The sequence below is a fragment of the Cellulosimicrobium cellulans genome, assembly GCF_024124905.1.
In the GTDB taxonomy this organism is placed as follows: domain Bacteria; phylum Actinomycetota; class Actinomycetes; order Actinomycetales; family Cellulomonadaceae; genus Cellulosimicrobium; species Cellulosimicrobium cellulans_G.
Window position 1 is genome coordinate 259,217 of the sequence record NZ_JAMXST010000001.1, and the last position, 14,497, is coordinate 273,713.

The 14,497-nt window shown below is 75.2% G+C and carries 17 protein-coding genes and 1 pseudogene; 6 read left to right on the forward strand and 12 right to left on the reverse strand.

The annotated features are described in order from the left end of the window. Positions 1-54: 54 nt before the first annotated feature. Together NHH00_RS01170 and NHH00_RS01175 are read left to right on the forward strand one after the other, a co-directional pair. Positions 55-897, forward strand: a complete 843-nt coding sequence (locus NHH00_RS01170; protein WP_253049415.1) for an MBL fold metallo-hydrolase — start codon at positions 55-57, stop codon at positions 895-897. Beyond that, positions 894-1,157: a DUF2510 domain-containing protein gene (locus NHH00_RS01175; protein ID WP_253049417.1), complete on the forward strand. Its 264-nt coding sequence runs from the start codon at positions 894-896 to the stop codon at positions 1,155-1,157. Before NHH00_RS01170 ends, NHH00_RS01175 begins: the two co-directional genes overlap by 4 nt. Positions 1,158-1,216: 59 nt before the next feature. Here the strand turns inward: NHH00_RS01175 and NHH00_RS01180 are convergent, their stop codons facing one another. From NHH00_RS01180 to NHH00_RS01205, 6 genes are all read right to left on the reverse strand, one after another. After that, complete coding sequence (locus NHH00_RS01180; protein WP_253049419.1) at positions 1,217-2,470, reverse strand: phospholipase D-like domain-containing protein; 1,254 nt, start codon at positions 2,468-2,470, stop codon at positions 1,217-1,219. 102 nt (positions 2,471-2,572) lie between these two features. Continuing rightward, positions 2,573-2,842: a DUF7218 family protein gene (locus NHH00_RS01185; RefSeq protein WP_253049421.1), complete on the reverse strand. Its 270-nt coding sequence runs from the start codon at positions 2,840-2,842 to the stop codon at positions 2,573-2,575. A gap of 103 nt (positions 2,843-2,945) precedes the next feature. Beyond that, on the reverse strand, positions 2,946-4,415 hold the full coding sequence (locus NHH00_RS01190) for an outer membrane protein assembly factor BamB family protein (RefSeq protein ID WP_253049423.1): 1,470 nt from the start codon (positions 4,413-4,415) through the stop codon (positions 2,946-2,948). Positions 4,416-4,449: 34 nt separating this feature from the next. Then, positions 4,450-5,514, reverse strand: a complete 1,065-nt coding sequence (locus tag NHH00_RS01195) for a tyrosine-type recombinase/integrase (RefSeq protein ID WP_253049425.1) — start codon at positions 5,512-5,514, stop codon at positions 4,450-4,452. A 113-nt stretch (positions 5,515-5,627) separates the two neighbouring features. Continuing rightward, positions 5,628-6,332, reverse strand: coding sequence for a histidine phosphatase family protein (locus NHH00_RS01200; protein ID WP_253049427.1), 705 nt, complete (start codon positions 6,330-6,332; stop codon positions 5,628-5,630). 229 nt (positions 6,333-6,561) lie between these two features. Then, the gene (locus tag NHH00_RS01205) at positions 6,562-7,026 is read right to left on the reverse strand and encodes a hypothetical protein (protein WP_253049429.1); all 465 of its coding nucleotides are present in this window, start codon (positions 7,024-7,026) and stop codon (positions 6,562-6,564) included. A 188-nt stretch (positions 7,027-7,214) separates the two neighbouring features. On the opposite strand from NHH00_RS01205, the gene NHH00_RS01210 reads away from it, so the two are divergent. Further along, positions 7,215-7,604, forward strand: coding sequence for a hypothetical protein (locus NHH00_RS01210; RefSeq protein WP_253049431.1), 390 nt, complete (start codon positions 7,215-7,217; stop codon positions 7,602-7,604). Here NHH00_RS01210 and NHH00_RS01215 read toward each other — a convergent pair. Beyond that, positions 7,592-7,759 carry a hypothetical protein gene (locus tag NHH00_RS01215; RefSeq protein ID WP_253049433.1) on the reverse strand — a complete coding sequence of 56 codons (168 nt, stop codon included), beginning with the start codon at positions 7,757-7,759 and terminating at the stop codon, positions 7,592-7,594. The two genes, NHH00_RS01210 and NHH00_RS01215, sit on opposite strands and share 13 nt — an antisense overlap. Positions 7,760-7,807: 48 nt before the next feature. On the opposite strand from NHH00_RS01215, the gene NHH00_RS01220 reads away from it, so the two are divergent. Continuing rightward, a complete protein-coding gene (locus NHH00_RS01220; protein ID WP_253049435.1) occupies positions 7,808-8,230 on the forward strand; it encodes a hypothetical protein in 423 nt (140 codons plus the stop codon). Between the two features lie 47 nt (positions 8,231-8,277). On the opposite strand, the gene NHH00_RS01225 is transcribed toward NHH00_RS01220, so the two are convergent. Continuing rightward, the gene (locus NHH00_RS01225) at positions 8,278-8,802 is read right to left on the reverse strand and encodes a putative immunity protein (protein WP_253049437.1); all 525 of its coding nucleotides are present in this window, start codon (positions 8,800-8,802) and stop codon (positions 8,278-8,280) included. 271 nt (positions 8,803-9,073) lie between these two features. Between NHH00_RS01225 and NHH00_RS01230 the strand changes: the two genes are divergently transcribed. Then, complete coding sequence (locus NHH00_RS01230) at positions 9,074-9,832, forward strand: DinB family protein (RefSeq protein ID WP_253049439.1); 759 nt, start codon at positions 9,074-9,076, stop codon at positions 9,830-9,832. 6 nt (positions 9,833-9,838) lie between these two features. Here NHH00_RS01230 and NHH00_RS01235 read toward each other — a convergent pair. Then, positions 9,839-10,673 (reverse strand): annotated as a pseudogene (locus NHH00_RS01235) (class I SAM-dependent DNA methyltransferase). A 91-nt stretch (positions 10,674-10,764) separates the two neighbouring features. Here NHH00_RS01235 and NHH00_RS01240 point away from each other — a divergent pair. Next, a complete protein-coding gene (locus NHH00_RS01240) occupies positions 10,765-11,205 on the forward strand; it encodes a pyridoxamine 5'-phosphate oxidase family protein (RefSeq protein ID WP_253049440.1) in 441 nt (146 codons plus the stop codon). A 26-nt stretch (positions 11,206-11,231) separates the two neighbouring features. On the opposite strand, the gene NHH00_RS01245 is transcribed toward NHH00_RS01240, so the two are convergent. From NHH00_RS01245 to NHH00_RS01255, 3 genes are all read right to left on the reverse strand, one after another. After that, positions 11,232-11,981: a hypothetical protein gene (locus tag NHH00_RS01245; protein ID WP_253049441.1), complete on the reverse strand. Its 750-nt coding sequence runs from the start codon at positions 11,979-11,981 to the stop codon at positions 11,232-11,234. Positions 11,982-12,131: 150 nt separating this feature from the next. Beyond that, positions 12,132-12,770 (reverse strand): FMN reductase, encoded by a 639-nt coding sequence (locus NHH00_RS01250; RefSeq protein ID WP_253049442.1) that lies wholly within the window; start codon positions 12,768-12,770, stop codon positions 12,132-12,134. A 175-nt stretch (positions 12,771-12,945) separates the two neighbouring features. Next, positions 12,946-14,133 carry an LLM class flavin-dependent oxidoreductase gene (locus tag NHH00_RS01255; RefSeq protein ID WP_253049444.1) on the reverse strand — a complete coding sequence of 396 codons (1,188 nt, stop codon included), beginning with the start codon at positions 14,131-14,133 and terminating at the stop codon, positions 12,946-12,948. Between the last annotated feature and the right edge of the window lie 364 nt (positions 14,134-14,497).

The following is a 14,497-nucleotide window of genomic DNA, read 5'->3' on the forward strand; positions in this document are numbered from 1 at the left end:
TGGCAGCCTGAGGCGACGGCCGTCGCGCCGGGCAGGGTGAGCTGAGGAGGATCCATGCGAGTCACGTTCCACGGCCACGCGTGCGTGTCGGTGCGCCACGGCGGGCAGGTCGTCGTGATCGACCCGGGCACGTTCAGCGACGCCGCGACAGCGCTGCGCGACGCCGACACGGTGCTCGTCACCCACCAGCACCCGGACCACGTCGACGCGGCCGCGCTCGGCGCCGCCCTCGCCGCGCGGCCCGGGCTCGTGGTGTGGGCGCCCGAGGCGGTCGTCGCCGCACTGCGGACGTCGCTGCCGGAGGGCGCGTCGGCGCGCGTGCGCGTGGTCGTGCCGGGTGACGGGCTGGACCTCGGCGGGCTGGAGGTCGTGGTCGGCGGCGGGCAGCACGCGGTGATCCACCGTGACGTGCCCCGGATCGCGAACGTGACGTACCTCGTCCGCGGGGACGGCGCGACGCTCCTGCACCCGGGCGACTCGTTCGACGCGCCCGACGACGCCGCGCTCGGGGGAAGGCGGCTCGACGTGCTCCTCGCACCGGTGGCCGCGCCGTGGCTCAAGCTCGCCGAGACGATCGACTTCGTGCGCGGGCTCGACCCGCGCGTCGTCGTCCCGATCCACGACGCCCTGCTCTCGGCGGCCGGGCACGGCCTCGTCGACCGTCTGCTCGGCGAGCAGCGCACCGGCGGGACCTACGCGTACCGGCCCCTCGCGCCCGGCGAGGCGCTCGACGTCGCCGCGGGGAGCCAGGACGGGACCGCGGACGCCGCGGCGCGGGCCCTGCGCGACGAGCACCCCGAGTACGGGGAGGTGACCCTGCTCGAGGCCGACGAGACGGTGCCCCCGCGCCCCGAGGAGGAGGCGGCCGACGTCGCCCGCGCGGAGACCGGCCGGTGAGCGGCCCCCCGGTGCCAGGCTGGTACCCGGACCCGTGGGGCGTGCGAGCCGAGCGGTGGTTCGACGGGCGCGCGTGGACGCCGCACGTCCGGGACCGTCCCGCGGGCGCGGGCGGCCCTCGCACGATGCACCCCGGGGCGATCGTCGCGATCGTGCTGGGCGTGCTCCTCGCCCTCGCGGTCGTCGCCGCCGTCGTGGTGTTCTTCGTCCTCATGGTGCAGGGCGTCGTCTGCGGCGAGGCTCCCCACTACTGCGACTGACGCGACGCTGGTCCCGCGCCGGGCCCGGTCGGGACTCGTGACCCGTGCGGGCCCGCGCGTCAGAGCAGCGGACGCAGGGGCGTCAGGACGACCTCGCTGAGCTTCGCCGCCACCGAGCGGGAGTCCCACTCGGCGAGCGTCAGCTCGCGCGAGTTCGACAGGTCGACCTCGAACACCTTCTCCATCTGCTCGGCCACCCCGGGGTCGGTGATCTCGAGGTTCACCTCGTAGTTGCCCGTCAGGGAGAGCCGGTCGATGTTCGCCGTCCCGATCGTCGTCCACGCGCCGTCGATCGTCGCCGTCTTCGCGTGCACCATCGCGTCCCGGTACAGGTGGATGCGCACCCCGCCCTTGAGCAGCGCCGTGTACAGGCCGCGCGAGAGCCAGTCGGCGAGCACGTGGTTGGAGCGCTCGGGCACCAGCACGCGGACGTCGACCCCGCGGGCAGCGGCGGCGAGGAGCGCCGCGAGGATCTCCCGGTCCGGGATGAAGTACGCCTGCGTGATGTAGACGTGCGAGCTCGCGCGGTCGATCGCGTCGAGGTAGATGCCGCGGATCGGGAAGACGAGGTGCGCGGGTGCGTTGCGCGCCGCGCGCAGGCGCGGCTCCCAGTGCACCGACCCCGGGTCCGCGAGGAGCGGCTGGCCGGGCTTGCGGTTCGCGTTCCAGAAGTCGACGAACGCGTTGCGCAGCTCCCACGCGCTCGGCCCCACGAGGCGCACGTGCGTGTCCCGCCACTGCGTCGCGTACAGGGCGCCGAGGTTGTACCCGCCGACGAACGCGATCTCGTCGTCGACCACGAGGATCTTGCGGTGGTCCCGGCCCGACTTGCGCACGTTGAGCATGAGCACGCCCGGGCGGAACACCGGGTAGCGGATCACGTGGATCGGCTCCGGCAGGTCGAAGAACGACTGCGGGACGACGAGGTTGGCGAACCCGTCGTAGACGACGAACACCTCGACGCCGCGGTCGCTCGCCTCGACCAGCGCCTGCTTGAACTCCTCGCCGAGCGCGTCGGCCTTCCAGATGTACGTCTCCAGCAGGATGCGGCGCCGCGCCCCGCGGATCGCCCCGAGCATCTCCCGGTACACGTCCTCGCCGTACGTGAAGACCGTGGTCGTGGTGCCCGCGACCTCCACGTCGGCGGGGGAGGAGCGGGGGAACGACGCCTCGGTCGTGTTGCGACGCTTGCGGATCGCGTCGGCGGTGACGAGCACGCCTGCCACCGTGACGGGCGCCGCGACGGCGACCACGAGCGCACGGGAGAGCAGACGGCGGGCGGTGCGCAGGGCGGAGTCGGCGGACAGGTGCACGGACTCACCGTAGCGGGCGCGCCTCCCGGCGCGACCCGAGGGCGTGCGCGCCGCGGGTGAGATCTCGCACCCCCACCGCCGCCGGGGTCGACGAGCGTCCGGTCAGTGGGAGCGCAGGGCCTTGATCAGCTCGGCCTTGCGCATCGAGGAGCGGCCCTCGATGTCGATCTCCGCGGCACGCTTGCGCAGCTTCTCGACCGTCCAGTCGTCGTAGTCGCCGGCCTTGCCGCCCTTGCGGCCGACGCTCCGGCGGGACGAGCCCGCCGCGGCGTTCGCGATGCGCGCCGCCTTCTCCTTCGAGTCGCCCTCGTCCCGCAGCTTCTCGTACAGCTCGGGGTCCTTCACGCTGGGTCCCGGGTCGCGCTTCGGCACGGCGTCCTCCCTCGTCTCGGCCCGGCCGCATCGGGGCGCGGCCGGTCTCCCGTCAGGCTCACCCCGACGCCGCGCGCTCGCACGCGGACCTCGCGCGGGCACCTCACCCGAGCACGACGACGCGCGACGTGCCCGGGTCCACGTGCACGACCCGCCCCGTCACCGCGGCGAACCCGTGCGGGTCCGCGTCGTACCCGGCCTGCCAGCGCACCCCGCCGTCGTGGAGCGACAGGCCGACCAGGAGCGAGCGCCGCGAGGAGTCCGGGTCGGGCACGACCACGGCGAGCGTCGCGCCGTCGGTGAACGCGGCCGTCACGCCGCCCGCGAGGTCCGGCCCGACGCCGGGCTCGCCCGCGGACGTTCCCGGGGTGGACCCCGACCACGACCACACCCGCTCGCCCGTGCGGGCGTCCAGGGCGACGAGCGTGCCGCCGGTGGCGAGGACCGCGCGGTCGTCCGCGAGCGCCACGGCCTGCACGACGGGCACGTCGGCGCGCCACAGCTCGCGCGGGGCGCGAGCCACGCCGCCGGGCGGGGACGCGAGCGCGCGCACCCCGCCCGGGGTCGTGACGAGCCAGGTGGTCGCGTCGCGGCCCGGTCCGGCGAGCGGCACGAGCAGCCGTCCGGAGACGGCGACGCGGACCGTCCCGTCGGGAGCGAGGAGCTGGGTGGACCCGGTGCGGTCCGGGGGCCGGGCGGTCGTGCGCCAGAACGTGCCGTCGGCGCGGGGCGTGACGGTCGTCGTGATCGCGTCGCCGGCGGCGTCCAGCCGGGTCCCGGCGAGGGTCAGGACCGCGCTGAGGCGGCAGCCGCGCACGACGAGCAGGCCGTCCTCGACGGCGACGGCGGCCTGGCCGGCGACCTGGGGCCGGCACATCGCGGTGCGCTCCGCGTCGTCGGGCCGGACCTCCTGCTGCCAGCGCACGCCTGCGGTGCGGGCGTCCTGAAGCGCGAGGTGGACGACGCCGCCGGTGCGCGACCAGCGCAGCACGGTCGCGCCGGGGGCGGGGACCGCGCGCCCGAGCTCGTCGCCGAGGGGGACCGGGTCCGTCGTCGGTCCTCCCGGGCCGAGGACGTGCGCGACGGGTGCGAGGGCGGGGCCGGTCAGGCACGTGATGACGGCCGGGTGGGGAGCCGGGGCCGACGTCTCGTCGGCGGCAGGCCCGCACCAGGCCGTCGGGTCGAGCGCCCGCCAGCGCCGCGCACCGGACCCGACGTCGTACGCCTCCACGCCCGCGCCGGTGACCACGGCGAGGGCCGCGTCGTCGCCGTCACCGACCACGGACAGCCGGGGCGCGGCGGCGTCCGTCTCCCAGTCGGGCGCCGGCGCCACCGCGAGGGAGGCGACGGCGCCGGGCCGGGCCAGGCGTTCCCGCTCGGCCGTGGTCGTGCGCCACGTCCCGACGGCGACGAGGGCGAGGACGAGGAGGACGAGCGGCGCGACGACGCGCAGGAGCAGCGCACGTCGTCGGGCCGGTGCCGCGGGCCCGTGGGCCCCCTCCGCGGGTGCGCCGCGCCCGGCCGGCGCGGGCTCGTCGTCCGGGACGAGCTCCACCCGGTGGAGCGAGGTCATACCGGTGACGCTACGCGCCCCGCCGGGCCTGGCGTCAGGTCTCGGCGGGCTCGAGCGCGGCCGAGAGGGGGTGGGCACGGATCGCCGCGGCGAGCTCGCCCTCGATCCGGTCGAGGTACACGCCGGTGGTCGCGATGGACGCGTGCCCGAGGAGCTCGGCGACGACCTTGACGTCCCACCCCTCGGCGGCGAGGAGGGTCGCGGTCGTGTGGCGCAGGGCGTGCGGCGTCGCCTCGCGCCGGTACTGCGCGGGCATGCGCGCGACGCAGCGTCGCAGGAGGCCGCGGACGGCCTGCGCGTCGATGCGGCGGCCCCGCCAGGACAGCAGGAGCGCGCGCCGCGCGTCCGGGTCGTCCGGGCGGCGGGCGAGCAGTGCGGGGCGCAGGCGCTCCAGGTACTCCTCGAGCGCCGCGGCGAGCGGGGGAGAGAGCGTCACGGTGCGGACGTGCCCGCCCTTGCCCTGGATGCGCCAGCGCGTCTGGTCGGGCTCGCGGGAGAAGTCGTCGAGGTTCGCGCGCTCGAGCTCGGAGACGCGGGGGCCGAGGACGAGCAGGAGTGCGACGACGAGTCGGTCGCGCAGCTGGAGGTCCTGGTCGCGGCGCGCCGCCGCGGCCGGGTCTCCTGGGGCCCGGGCGGCGGAGACCTCGAGCAGCGACGCCGCCGACCCCGCGGACAACGCGGTGCGCGCGACGCGCAGGCCGTCGCGCACGCGGGCCGGGGGAGAGGCCCACTGCATCGGGTCGGCCTGGACCCACCCCTCGCGCGCCGCGTGGGAGAAGAAGCGGGTGACGGACTGGCGGAACCGGTTGACCGTCGCGGCGGAGCGGCCCGAGCTCCCCGGCTTGCGCGACGCGTCCGCGTACCGGCCGTCGGGCGTCGTCTGGTAACGCAGGAGGACGTCGTCGACGTCCTCGCCGGCGACGTCGTCCAGCACCCGGGTCGGGCCGGCGAGCCGCGCGAACTCGGCCACGTCCCGCTCGTAGCTGCGGCGCGTCGTCGGCGACAGGACGCCCCGGAGGGTCTGCGCGGCCACGGACGCGAGGTAGCGGTCGGCCGCCTCGGCGACGGTGATCCGCTCGAGGCGGGGCGGGGCGACCATGAGCGAGCCTCCTTCGGGGTGCGGTCGCGGCCAGCCTAGGTTGTGCCACCGACAACGACGCGGCCGGGCGGCGCCCTGACCTGCACCGACGCCGGAACCGCGGGGTCGACGGCTCAGTGCCCCTCGTCGAGGTGCGCGACGTCCCCGACGTTCAGCACGGCACGGTTGTGGAAGAACCCGTCCTCGCGCAGGGTCGTGATGCTCCCGGAGGCGACCGGGAACGCGACGTGCCCGGCGGCCTCGACCGGCATCCCGATCCACGCCGCGACGACGAACGTGGCCGCGAACCCGTGCGTGACCACCACCTGGTGGTCCGCGGCGCGACGGAGCAGATCCGTGGTCGCCGCGTACACGCGCAGCGCGACCTCGAGCCTCGTCTCCGCGCCGACGATGCCCAGGTCGTGCCGCAGGCGGTCGCCCACGGCCGGCGGCGGCACGAACCGGGCGTCGAGCCAGGACTGTGGCCGCCCGCCGGCGTCGCCGTAGGACGCCTCGCGCAGCCGCGCGTCCGGCGACGGCACGACGCCGAGCGCCTCGCCGATCGCGGTCGCGGTGCGGCGCGTGCGCAGGAGGTCGGACGTGACGACGTCGACGGCGGCGTCGTGCGGGATCCGGGCACGCAGCGCCGCGGCGACCAGGGCCGCCTGCCGTGCGCCGCGCGCGGTGAGGTCGGAGTCGTGGACGCCGCCGACCAGGCCCGCGACGTGGTGCGTCGCCTCGGGATGGGTCACGACGTGCACCGTGCGCTCGCGCGCGCCGACGACGTCGGGCAGGGGCGGGGGAGGGAAGGCGGTCCGGGAGCGGGTGGAGTCGGGCACGTGCCCAGGCTGGCACACGCTCGGGCGTCGGGACGCCGGAGGCGGTGCGGTCGGCCAGAGGGCAGGGGACCGGGCGTGGGCGCGATCCCGGCGCGGGCTCGGTCGGACGCAGCGACGTGCCCGCCGCTGGCTACCGGACCGCGGAGGACTGGCGAGGCCCGCCGGGCCGGCGATGCCGCGTCACCATGCTGTTGACCTAAACACAATGGTTTGCGTCGTATGTCCGATTCTAGGCATCGTAGCCCAGCGTGCGGTCGCGCACCAGACGTCGTCGAGGCGCTCGGACGCCTGGCGCGATCGACGGCTCGAGCTCGTCCCGTGGCGCGTCGACGTCGTCGGGCCCGGACCGCGGCGCCCGCGCGGGGGACACCGAGCGCCAGACCCACACGGCGACGGTCGCCGCGCCGGCGGCGGCACCGACGAGCACGAACGCCACGAGAGTCAGGACGAGGGCCGGGACCCAGGCCAGCGTCACCAGCGTCGCCGTGACGAGGCGTCGCGGACGACGGCCGTCCGGTGCGAGCCCGGTGAACGGCGACGTCGCCGCGAACGTCCTGGAGGCGGTTCCTGACGACGCCCGGGACGGCGCGAGCGCCACCAGACCTGCGAGCGGCCGCCGGCCGGCGCGTCGGTCCGTGCTCGGTGCGCCCGGGCGGCGCATGCCGAGCCGGGGTGCGTACGTCGTCGTGCTCATGACGAAGGGGAGTGTGCGCGGGCCCTCCGTGATGCGTCGGAGCGACTCGTCCGACCTCGCGATGACATAATGTACATTATCGGCGCCCTGTCGGTGCAGGTGTCCGTAGCTCACCAAGGCTTCGCGCTGACGGACGATTCTCGGGAGCCACCGTTCAGTGCAGTCATCGCACCCGGGATACTTCATCCGTGAGCTCGCAGGCAGGAATCCCACAGGCACCGCGGTCGGTCCCGTGGTGGCGTGCGCTGCTCGGCCTGTTCGTGGCCGTCCTCGGCACCGTCGCGCTGTTCGTCCCGGCCGCGCTCTCGTTCGGCGTCGCGAAGGACTTCCAGAACGGCACCTGTCGGGAGTCGGGGCCGATCCCTGACACGTGCGACCACACGGCAGCTCAGGGGTATGCAGAGTCGATCGTGATGCTGGTCGCGCCCACCGTCGTCGGGCTCCTCATCACACGCCCCAGGCACGTGGGCAAGGTCGTTACCGTCATCCTCGCCGTCGCCCTGGTCATCTACCTGCTGCTGACGTTCACCGGCGAGACCACCCCACCGCCACCGGTCGAGCCGACCTACGGCGCGTAGTGGTCGTCACGGTGGTCGAGAGGGTCGCCCTTCTCGGTCTGCCGACGGATGTCGAGACGTGACGCCCGGGCTGCGTACCAGCCGATCAGGAGGGCCAGGACGATGATGCCGCCACCGAGCACGAGCCACCCGCTGCCGTCCCCACCACCGTCCACGAGCCCGACCGTACCCGCGCCGGTAGGGCCGGGTGTCTACTGAGACCTATGGATTCCTCAGGCGTCGCTCCGACGACCCGGTGCGCGATCGACGCCGTCACGGCGCTGCGCCTGGTGCGCGACGACGTCGGCCTCGGTGCGCGGCGCCCGCTCGTCGGCCCCGTCGTGCTGCGCAGCCACGCGCTGTCGATGCTCTACCGCGACGTGCGCCGCGGCGTGCTCGACGAGACGACGGCACGCGCACGCCTGGAGGGCCTCGCCACGCTGAAGATCCGCCTGCTCGGCGACCGCGTCTCGCGGGCCACGGCGTGGCGGATCGCGCGCGAGCTCGACGCGGACGACACGGCGCTGACCGAGTACGTCGCCGTGGCCGTGCTGCAGGCCGACGTCCTCGTCGCCGGCGACGAGCGCGTCGCGGCCGCCGCGGACGGCCGGGTTCCCCTCGTCTCCTACGACGACCTCCTGCGCTGAGTCCCCCGCGACGACCGCTCCGGTCTCGTCCGCCGACCGGTCCGGTCTTAGTCGTCGAACACGTCCCAGCAGATCGCGCTGCGCCGCCGCTGGTCGTCGAGCACGAGCTCGCGCAGCTCCGCCGGGATGCGCTCGCGCTGCCAGTCCCGCTCCGCGAGCCGTGCGGCCTCCGGGTCCTCGCCCCGGGCGGCGGCGTCCGCGGCGGCAGCCCGGATCGCGTAGGCCGCGGCGCCGAGGTCGTGCGCCGCGACGTGCGCGACCGCGACGGCCTGCCCGGCCGCGAGCGCCGCGAACTTGACGGGTGCGGGCTGGTCGCGGCCGGCGGCGTTGGCGACGAACGCGGTGCTGTGGGCGGTCTTCATGGGGACGTCGCCGCGGATCCAGGCGCGGGCGACGTCGAGGGCGTCGCGGGGTCGGGTGTCGTCGGGCCGGGCGTGCTCGAAGATCGGCAGGACGTGCTCGGTGCAGTCGACGGCCCACTGGGCGAGCTGGCGGTGGTGGTCGTCGGTGAGGGTGCCGCCGCGGCGGACGGTGACGAGTCGCGGGTCGCGTGCGGTGGGCAGGATCGGCATGGTCCGATGCTCCCGCAGGTCGACGCCTGCCGACCACCCTGGTGGTGGCCGTTGTCCATGAGAGCGGTGGGGTTGCGGGGTCGCGTCCCCCCTCTGGTGGGCGTGGGTGGAGAGGCGTACGGTGCGTTCGTCGTCCCCGCTCGTCGTGACCGTCGACGAGGTGCACGCCTCTCCCCCGCCCGGGTGCCCTGGTGCGGCGCTGTCGCCGCTCGGAGGCCGCTCCCCCGGGCTGGTCGGCTGCTGCGGGCGGGTGGCTCCCGAGGAGGCGTTCATGGCCCGGTTCACCCGCTCTGACGACCTGCGCGGCGCGAGGTTCGACGGTGCGGACCTGCGCGGTGCGCGGTTCGTGGAGTCCGATCTGTCTGGTGCGGTGATGCGGGGCGTGCAGGTGGAGGGTGTCGACATCGACGCGCCCTGGCTCGCGGACGGCGACGCGTCGTTCCGGGTGAACGGGGTGGACGTGACGGGCTTCGTGGAGGCGGAGCTGGACCGCCGGTTCCCGGGCCGGGAGCTGCGCCGTGCCGGCGACCCGGCGGGGCTGCGCGTGGCGTGGTCGGCGCTGGAGTCGACGTGGGCCGTGACGCTGGACCGGGTGGCGGCGCTGCCCGCGAGCGCCGTGGACGTGTCGGTGGACGGTGAGTGGTCGTTCGCGCAGACGGTGCGGCACCTGGTGCTGGCGACGGACGCGTGGTTGGGGCGGGCGGTGCTGGGGATCGCGCAGCCGTTCCACCCGTTGGGTCTGGCGGGACCGCAGGCGGCGGAGGACGGGCTGGACCTGTCGTTGTTCGTGACGGGGACGCCGCCCTACGGGGAGGTGCTGGAGGCGCGTGCGGGTCGGGTGGCGATGGTGCGGGAGTTCCTGGCGGGCGTGACGCCGGAGGAGCTGGTGGTGGTGCGGCGCAACCCGTGGTCGCCGGAGTATCCGGAGACGACGTTGTCGTGCCTGCACGTGATCCTGGAGGAGGAGTGGGAGCACCACCGCTTCGCGGTGCGGGACCTGGAGGCGGTGGAGGCGTCCTGGGGTGCGTGAGGAGGTCTATCGTCCGCCGTCGACGACGCGGTCCTCCGGGTACGACGGCTCCCCGCCGGTCGATGCGACGTCTGTGGTGGGGCGGCGGTACACGGACACGTGGGAGCGGGACTCGGCCGTGAACGGCTCCCCTGCCCATCCGGCGTGCCGGGTCTCGGGCTCGAGCCCGGCGAGGCGGGCCATGAGGTCGAGCTCGGCGGGCCAGACGTACCGGTGGGGCGAGCGTCCTACCGTGGCGCTGCCGTCGTCGTCGAACCGGACGTGGTGGGACACGACGCGCTGGTGGAGGACGTCGTAGGTGTCGACGCCGAGGTAGCAGGGCTCGTCGTGCCAGACGGTCGCGGTGCGCCCGGGCGGGAGGGCGCGCAGCTCGGGGACCCAGAGCTCGACGACGAACCGGCCCCCGGGGGCGAGGTGGCGGGCGGCGTTGCGGAAGCACTCGACCTGGGCTTCCTGGGTGAGCAGGTTCGAGATCGTGTTGTCCACGAGGTAGACGAGCGCGTGCTCCCCCGGCACCCGGGCGGTGGCCATGTCGCCGACGACGACGGGCAGGGTCGTCTCGTCGGCCTTCTCACGCAGCCGGGCGACCATGTGCCGGGAGATCTCGATGCCGGTGACGGGCACGCCGCGTGCGGCGAGCGGGATCGCGACGCGGCCGGTGCCGACGGCGAGCTCGACGGCGCTCCCCCGGCCTGCGAGCGCCTGCGAGCCGGTCGACGGCGGGGTCGAGGACGTCGGGGGCGAACATGCCCTCGCCGGGGGTGTCGTACCGGGCGGCGGCGCCGGCGTCCCAGAGGCGTTCCTGGTCGGTGCCGGCGAGGTCGGTGCGGGGGTGGGCCATCGGGTCGACGGTGCCAGGTGGCGTCTGCGGTGGTCCAGGGTTTTCGTGTCGTCGCGCCTCGTGTCGGGAGCGCGGCCGCTACGGTGGCGGCATGGATCGTGAGGCGTTCGTCGGCTATGTCCGTTCGCAGGGGTGGGGCGTCGTCGCGTCGTTGGGCGACGACGGCGGGCCCCAGGCCGCGTTCCTCGCGGTGGCCGCGACGGGCGCGGGCGAGCTGGTGTTCGACGCGCGCGCGACGTCGCGCAAGGTGGCGAACCTGGCCCGGGACGCGCGCGTCGCCGTGACGGTGGGCGGGACGGACGGGACGACGCTGCAGTGCGAGGGCCTGGCGGACGTCCCGGTCGGGGCGGACCGGGACCGGTGCGCGGCGGCGTACGCGGCGGCGTTCCCGCAGTTCGCCGCCTCGCTGACCGACGAGGGCATCGTGCTGCTGCGCGTCGCGGTGACGTGGGCGCGGTACGGGGACTTCCGCGACGGCCGGTCCGTCATGACGGAGCTCGACGTGACCGGGTGGGGTCCGCTCTCGGGCTGACGGCCCGCCCGTCCTCGATCGACTCCTCAGCCGAGCAGCGCCTGCTTCGCGCGCGCGAACTCGGTGTCGGTGAGGTCGCCGGCGCGGTGCAGGGCGGCGAGCCGTTCGAGGCGGCCGACGAGGGCTGCTCCCCCATCGCCCGTGGTGGCGCTCGCGGCGGGTGCGCCGCGCCCGACGACGCGCCACAGCGCGCGGGCGAACACGCCCGGGCGCCGGGTGGTGCCCGCCTGGCCGGGGTGCAGGCGCGGTACGCGCGGCGAGGGCACGGTCCGGTCGTCGACGACGATGCTCCCGGGGCGCGTGTCGGCGAGCGAGCGGGCGAAGCGTGCGAACCGGGCGGACGACCCGTCGAGGAGGACGGCGCGGGTGGTCCGGGCCCCGGGGTGCTCGTCCCGCCAGGTCACGACGACGGTGGGCCCGTCGCCGGTGACGGTCACGACGGGTCGCCCGGCGGGCTCGAGCACGGTGTCGTCGCCGCGGACGAGGCGCAGCCGTGCGCCGTCCCACACGAGCCGGCCGCCCGCGACGTGGAACATGGCCGGGTAGCGGGGCGCGGCGGCGAAGCGCGACGTGTCGGGCGCGCGGCCGGGGATCGTGACGACGCCGACGGTCCGCCGTCGGGGCGGGACCGCGGGGATGGTTCCGTGCGCGTGCGCCGCGAGGGTCTCCACGACGGGGACCGCGACCGTGACGGGGGCGACGGGCTCGGCACCGGGCTCCGGGGCGGGTCCTGCCGGGTGCTGCCCGGCGTGGTCCTCGGTCGCGCTCGTGCTCATGGTGCTCCCCCGTCGTCGTCGGTCCCCCGATCCTGCCGCGCGACCCCTGCGGAGAGCAACCCCTCGGGTGGTGTCGCCGCAGGTCAGGGAGACATGAGCGCGCCCCCGGCCGGGAGCACCGGTGGCCGGGGGCGCGCAGCGTGGGGGCGGTCAGAGCCCGCCGAGGAGCGCCGTGAAGTCGGGCGTGGCGGCGAACGGGTCGGCGGGCCCGGAGTTCTTGCGCAGGGCGACCTTCTCCGCGAGCTCGCGGCCCGCGCGCGCGATCCGGGCGGGCAGACCGCCACCGGAGTCGGCCTCGGCGGCCGCCCAGTCGTCGGTGGCGGCGAACACGGACGTCGTGGCGACGTCGGCCCGCAGGTAGGTGAACAGCGGGCGCAGGGAGTACTCGAGCGCGAGCGAGTGGCGGGCGGTGCCGCCGGTCGCGCCGAGCAGGACGGGCGTGCCGGTGAGCGAGTCCTTGTCGAGGACGTCGACGAACGACTTGAGCAGCCCGGAGTACGTGGTCGTGAACAGCGGGGTCGTCACGACGATCCCGTCGGCGGCGGTGAGGCGCTCGAGGACCCCGGCGAGGTCGCCCGTGGGGAACCCGGTGAGCATGGCGTCCACGACGGCGTGCGCGTGGTCGCGCAGCTCGACGGTCTCGACCTCGGCGCTCACGCCGAGACCCTGCAGCTCGCGCACCGTGGCCTCGCCGAGCCGGTCGGCGAGCAGGCGCGTGGAGGACGGCTTGGACAGCCCGGCGGACACCACGACGAGGCGGCGGTCCGGGGCGGGGGTGCTGGCGGTCATGCGGTGCTCCTGAGGTCTGGCGTGCGGTGCGGGTGCGGCCCGTCACCGGGCCGGGTGGTGCGGTCGCCCGACGGCGGCCGGTCGCCCGGGTGCGCGGGGCACCTGTCGACCGTACGCCGTCGGGCGGGTGGTCGTGCGGCTCGTGCGCCCGGGTGGGCGCGGCCGCGAGGTCCGGCTACAGGCCGAACGCGGCGCCGGCCTTCGCCGGCTCCTGGTCGTCCTCGGCGGTGCGCCCGGTCCAGCGGTCCTCGGTGCCGCCGACGTGCGCGGCGCCCTCGGTCCCGGAGGCCCTGGCGGCGGCGACGCGCTCGGCGTGGCTCGGCGGGTTCGCCGGCACGTGCGCGGGGCGCGCGGCCTCCATCTCCTTGCGGAGCACGGGCACGACCTCGCCCGCGAGGAGGTCGATCTGCTCGAGCACCGTCTTGAGCGGCAGGCCGGCGTGGTCCATGAGGAACAGCTGGCGCTGGTAGTCGCCCACGTGCTCGCGCATCGCGGCGTACCGGTCGATGACCTGCTGCGGGGAGCCGACGGTGAGCGGCGTCTCGCGCGTGAAGTCCTCCATCGACGGGCCGTGCCCGTACACGGGCGCGTTGTCGAAGTAGGGCCGGAACTCGTCCCACGCCTTCTGGGAGTCCTTGCGCATGAACACCTGGCCGCCGAGCCCGACGATCGCGGTGTCCGCAGGGCCGTGGCCGTGGTGCTCCCAGCGCTGGCGGTAGAACTGCACCATCTGCTTCGTGTGGCTGATGGGCCAGAAGATGTTGTTGTGGAAGAACCCGTCGCCGTAGTAGGCGGCCTGCTCGGCGATCTCGGGGCTGCGGATCGACCCGTGCCACACGAACGGCGGCACGCCGTCCAGCGGCCGCGGGGTCGAGGTGAAGCCCTGCAGCGGGGTGCGGAACTTGCCCTCCCAGTCCACGACGTCCTCGGTCCACAGGCGGCGCAGCAGCGCGTAGTTCTCGATCGCGAGCGGGATCCCGTTGCGGATGTCCTGACCGAACCACGGGTACACCGGGCCCGTGTTGCCGCGGCCCATCATGAGGTCCATGCGGCCGTCCGAGATGACCTGGAGCATCGCGTACTCCTCCGCGAGGCGCACGGGGTCGTTCGTCGTGATGAGGGTCGTGGACGTCGACAGGACGATGTTCTTCGTCACACCAGCGAGGTAGCCGAGCATGGTCGTCGGCGAGGACGGCACGAACGGCGGGTTGTGGTGCTCGCCCGTGGCGAAGACGTCCAGGCCCGCCTCGTCCGCGTGCTTCGCGATGGTCAGCATCGAGCGCACGCGCTCGGTGTCGTCGGGGGTCCGGCCCGTCGTGGGGTCCGTCGTGACGTCGCCGACGGTGAAGATGCCGAACTGCATGGTGTGCTCCCGTGGGTCCTAGGTCGATGCGTTTGCATGTACATGCGCCTCAACCGGGTGTCCCCCGGGTTTGTTCCCGGGCCCTCCCGGCACGGGTGTGAGCGTGCGCACGTCGGGGGCCGTGGCGACCGTGACGAGTTGCGTCGGGCATCGAAACCCGGGAGCCTGGGACCGCGACGCGCCGAGGCGGACCGGATCGACGCCGTGGGCGGCGGCCAGGCCGTGGACACACCCCGCGACGTTCACCGGACCTTCACGGCGCGCCGGAACACCGACCGACGGTGAGGCGTTGCCTCTCGTAGACCGGGCCGCTGCCCGCACCCACCGGGCGCGCCCACCCACCCCCGAAGACCCCTCAGGAGGA

What these genes read in the sequence shown, in the direction of transcription:
- NHH00_RS01170 (WP_253049415.1), top strand. Translation starts at nt 55, where the DNA reads ATGCGAGTCACGTTCCACGGCCACGCGTGCGTGTCGGTGCGCCACGGC.
- NHH00_RS01190 (WP_253049423.1), bottom strand. Translation starts at nt 4,415, where the DNA reads ATGACCTCGCTCCACCGGGTGGAGCTCGTCCCGGACGACGAGCCCGCG.
- NHH00_RS01195 (WP_253049425.1), bottom strand. Translation starts at nt 5,514, where the DNA reads ATGGTCGCCCCGCCCCGCCTCGAGCGGATCACCGTCGCCGAGGCGGCC.
- NHH00_RS01205 (WP_253049429.1), bottom strand. Translation starts at nt 7,026, where the DNA reads ATGAGCACGACGACGTACGCACCCCGGCTCGGCATGCGCCGCCCGGGC.
- NHH00_RS01220 (WP_253049435.1), top strand. Translation starts at nt 7,808, where the DNA reads ATGGATTCCTCAGGCGTCGCTCCGACGACCCGGTGCGCGATCGACGCC.
- NHH00_RS01225 (WP_253049437.1), bottom strand. Translation starts at nt 8,802, where the DNA reads ATGCCGATCCTGCCCACCGCACGCGACCCGCGACTCGTCACCGTCCGC.
- NHH00_RS01230 (WP_253049439.1), top strand. Translation starts at nt 9,074, where the DNA reads ATGGCCCGGTTCACCCGCTCTGACGACCTGCGCGGCGCGAGGTTCGAC.
- NHH00_RS01240 (WP_253049440.1), top strand. Translation starts at nt 10,765, where the DNA reads ATGGATCGTGAGGCGTTCGTCGGCTATGTCCGTTCGCAGGGGTGGGGC.
- NHH00_RS01245 (WP_253049441.1), bottom strand. Translation starts at nt 11,981, where the DNA reads ATGAGCACGAGCGCGACCGAGGACCACGCCGGGCAGCACCCGGCAGGA.
- NHH00_RS01250 (WP_253049442.1), bottom strand. Translation starts at nt 12,770, where the DNA reads ATGACCGCCAGCACCCCCGCCCCGGACCGCCGCCTCGTCGTGGTGTCC.
- NHH00_RS01255 (WP_253049444.1), bottom strand. Translation starts at nt 14,133, where the DNA reads ATGCAGTTCGGCATCTTCACCGTCGGCGACGTCACGACGGACCCCACG.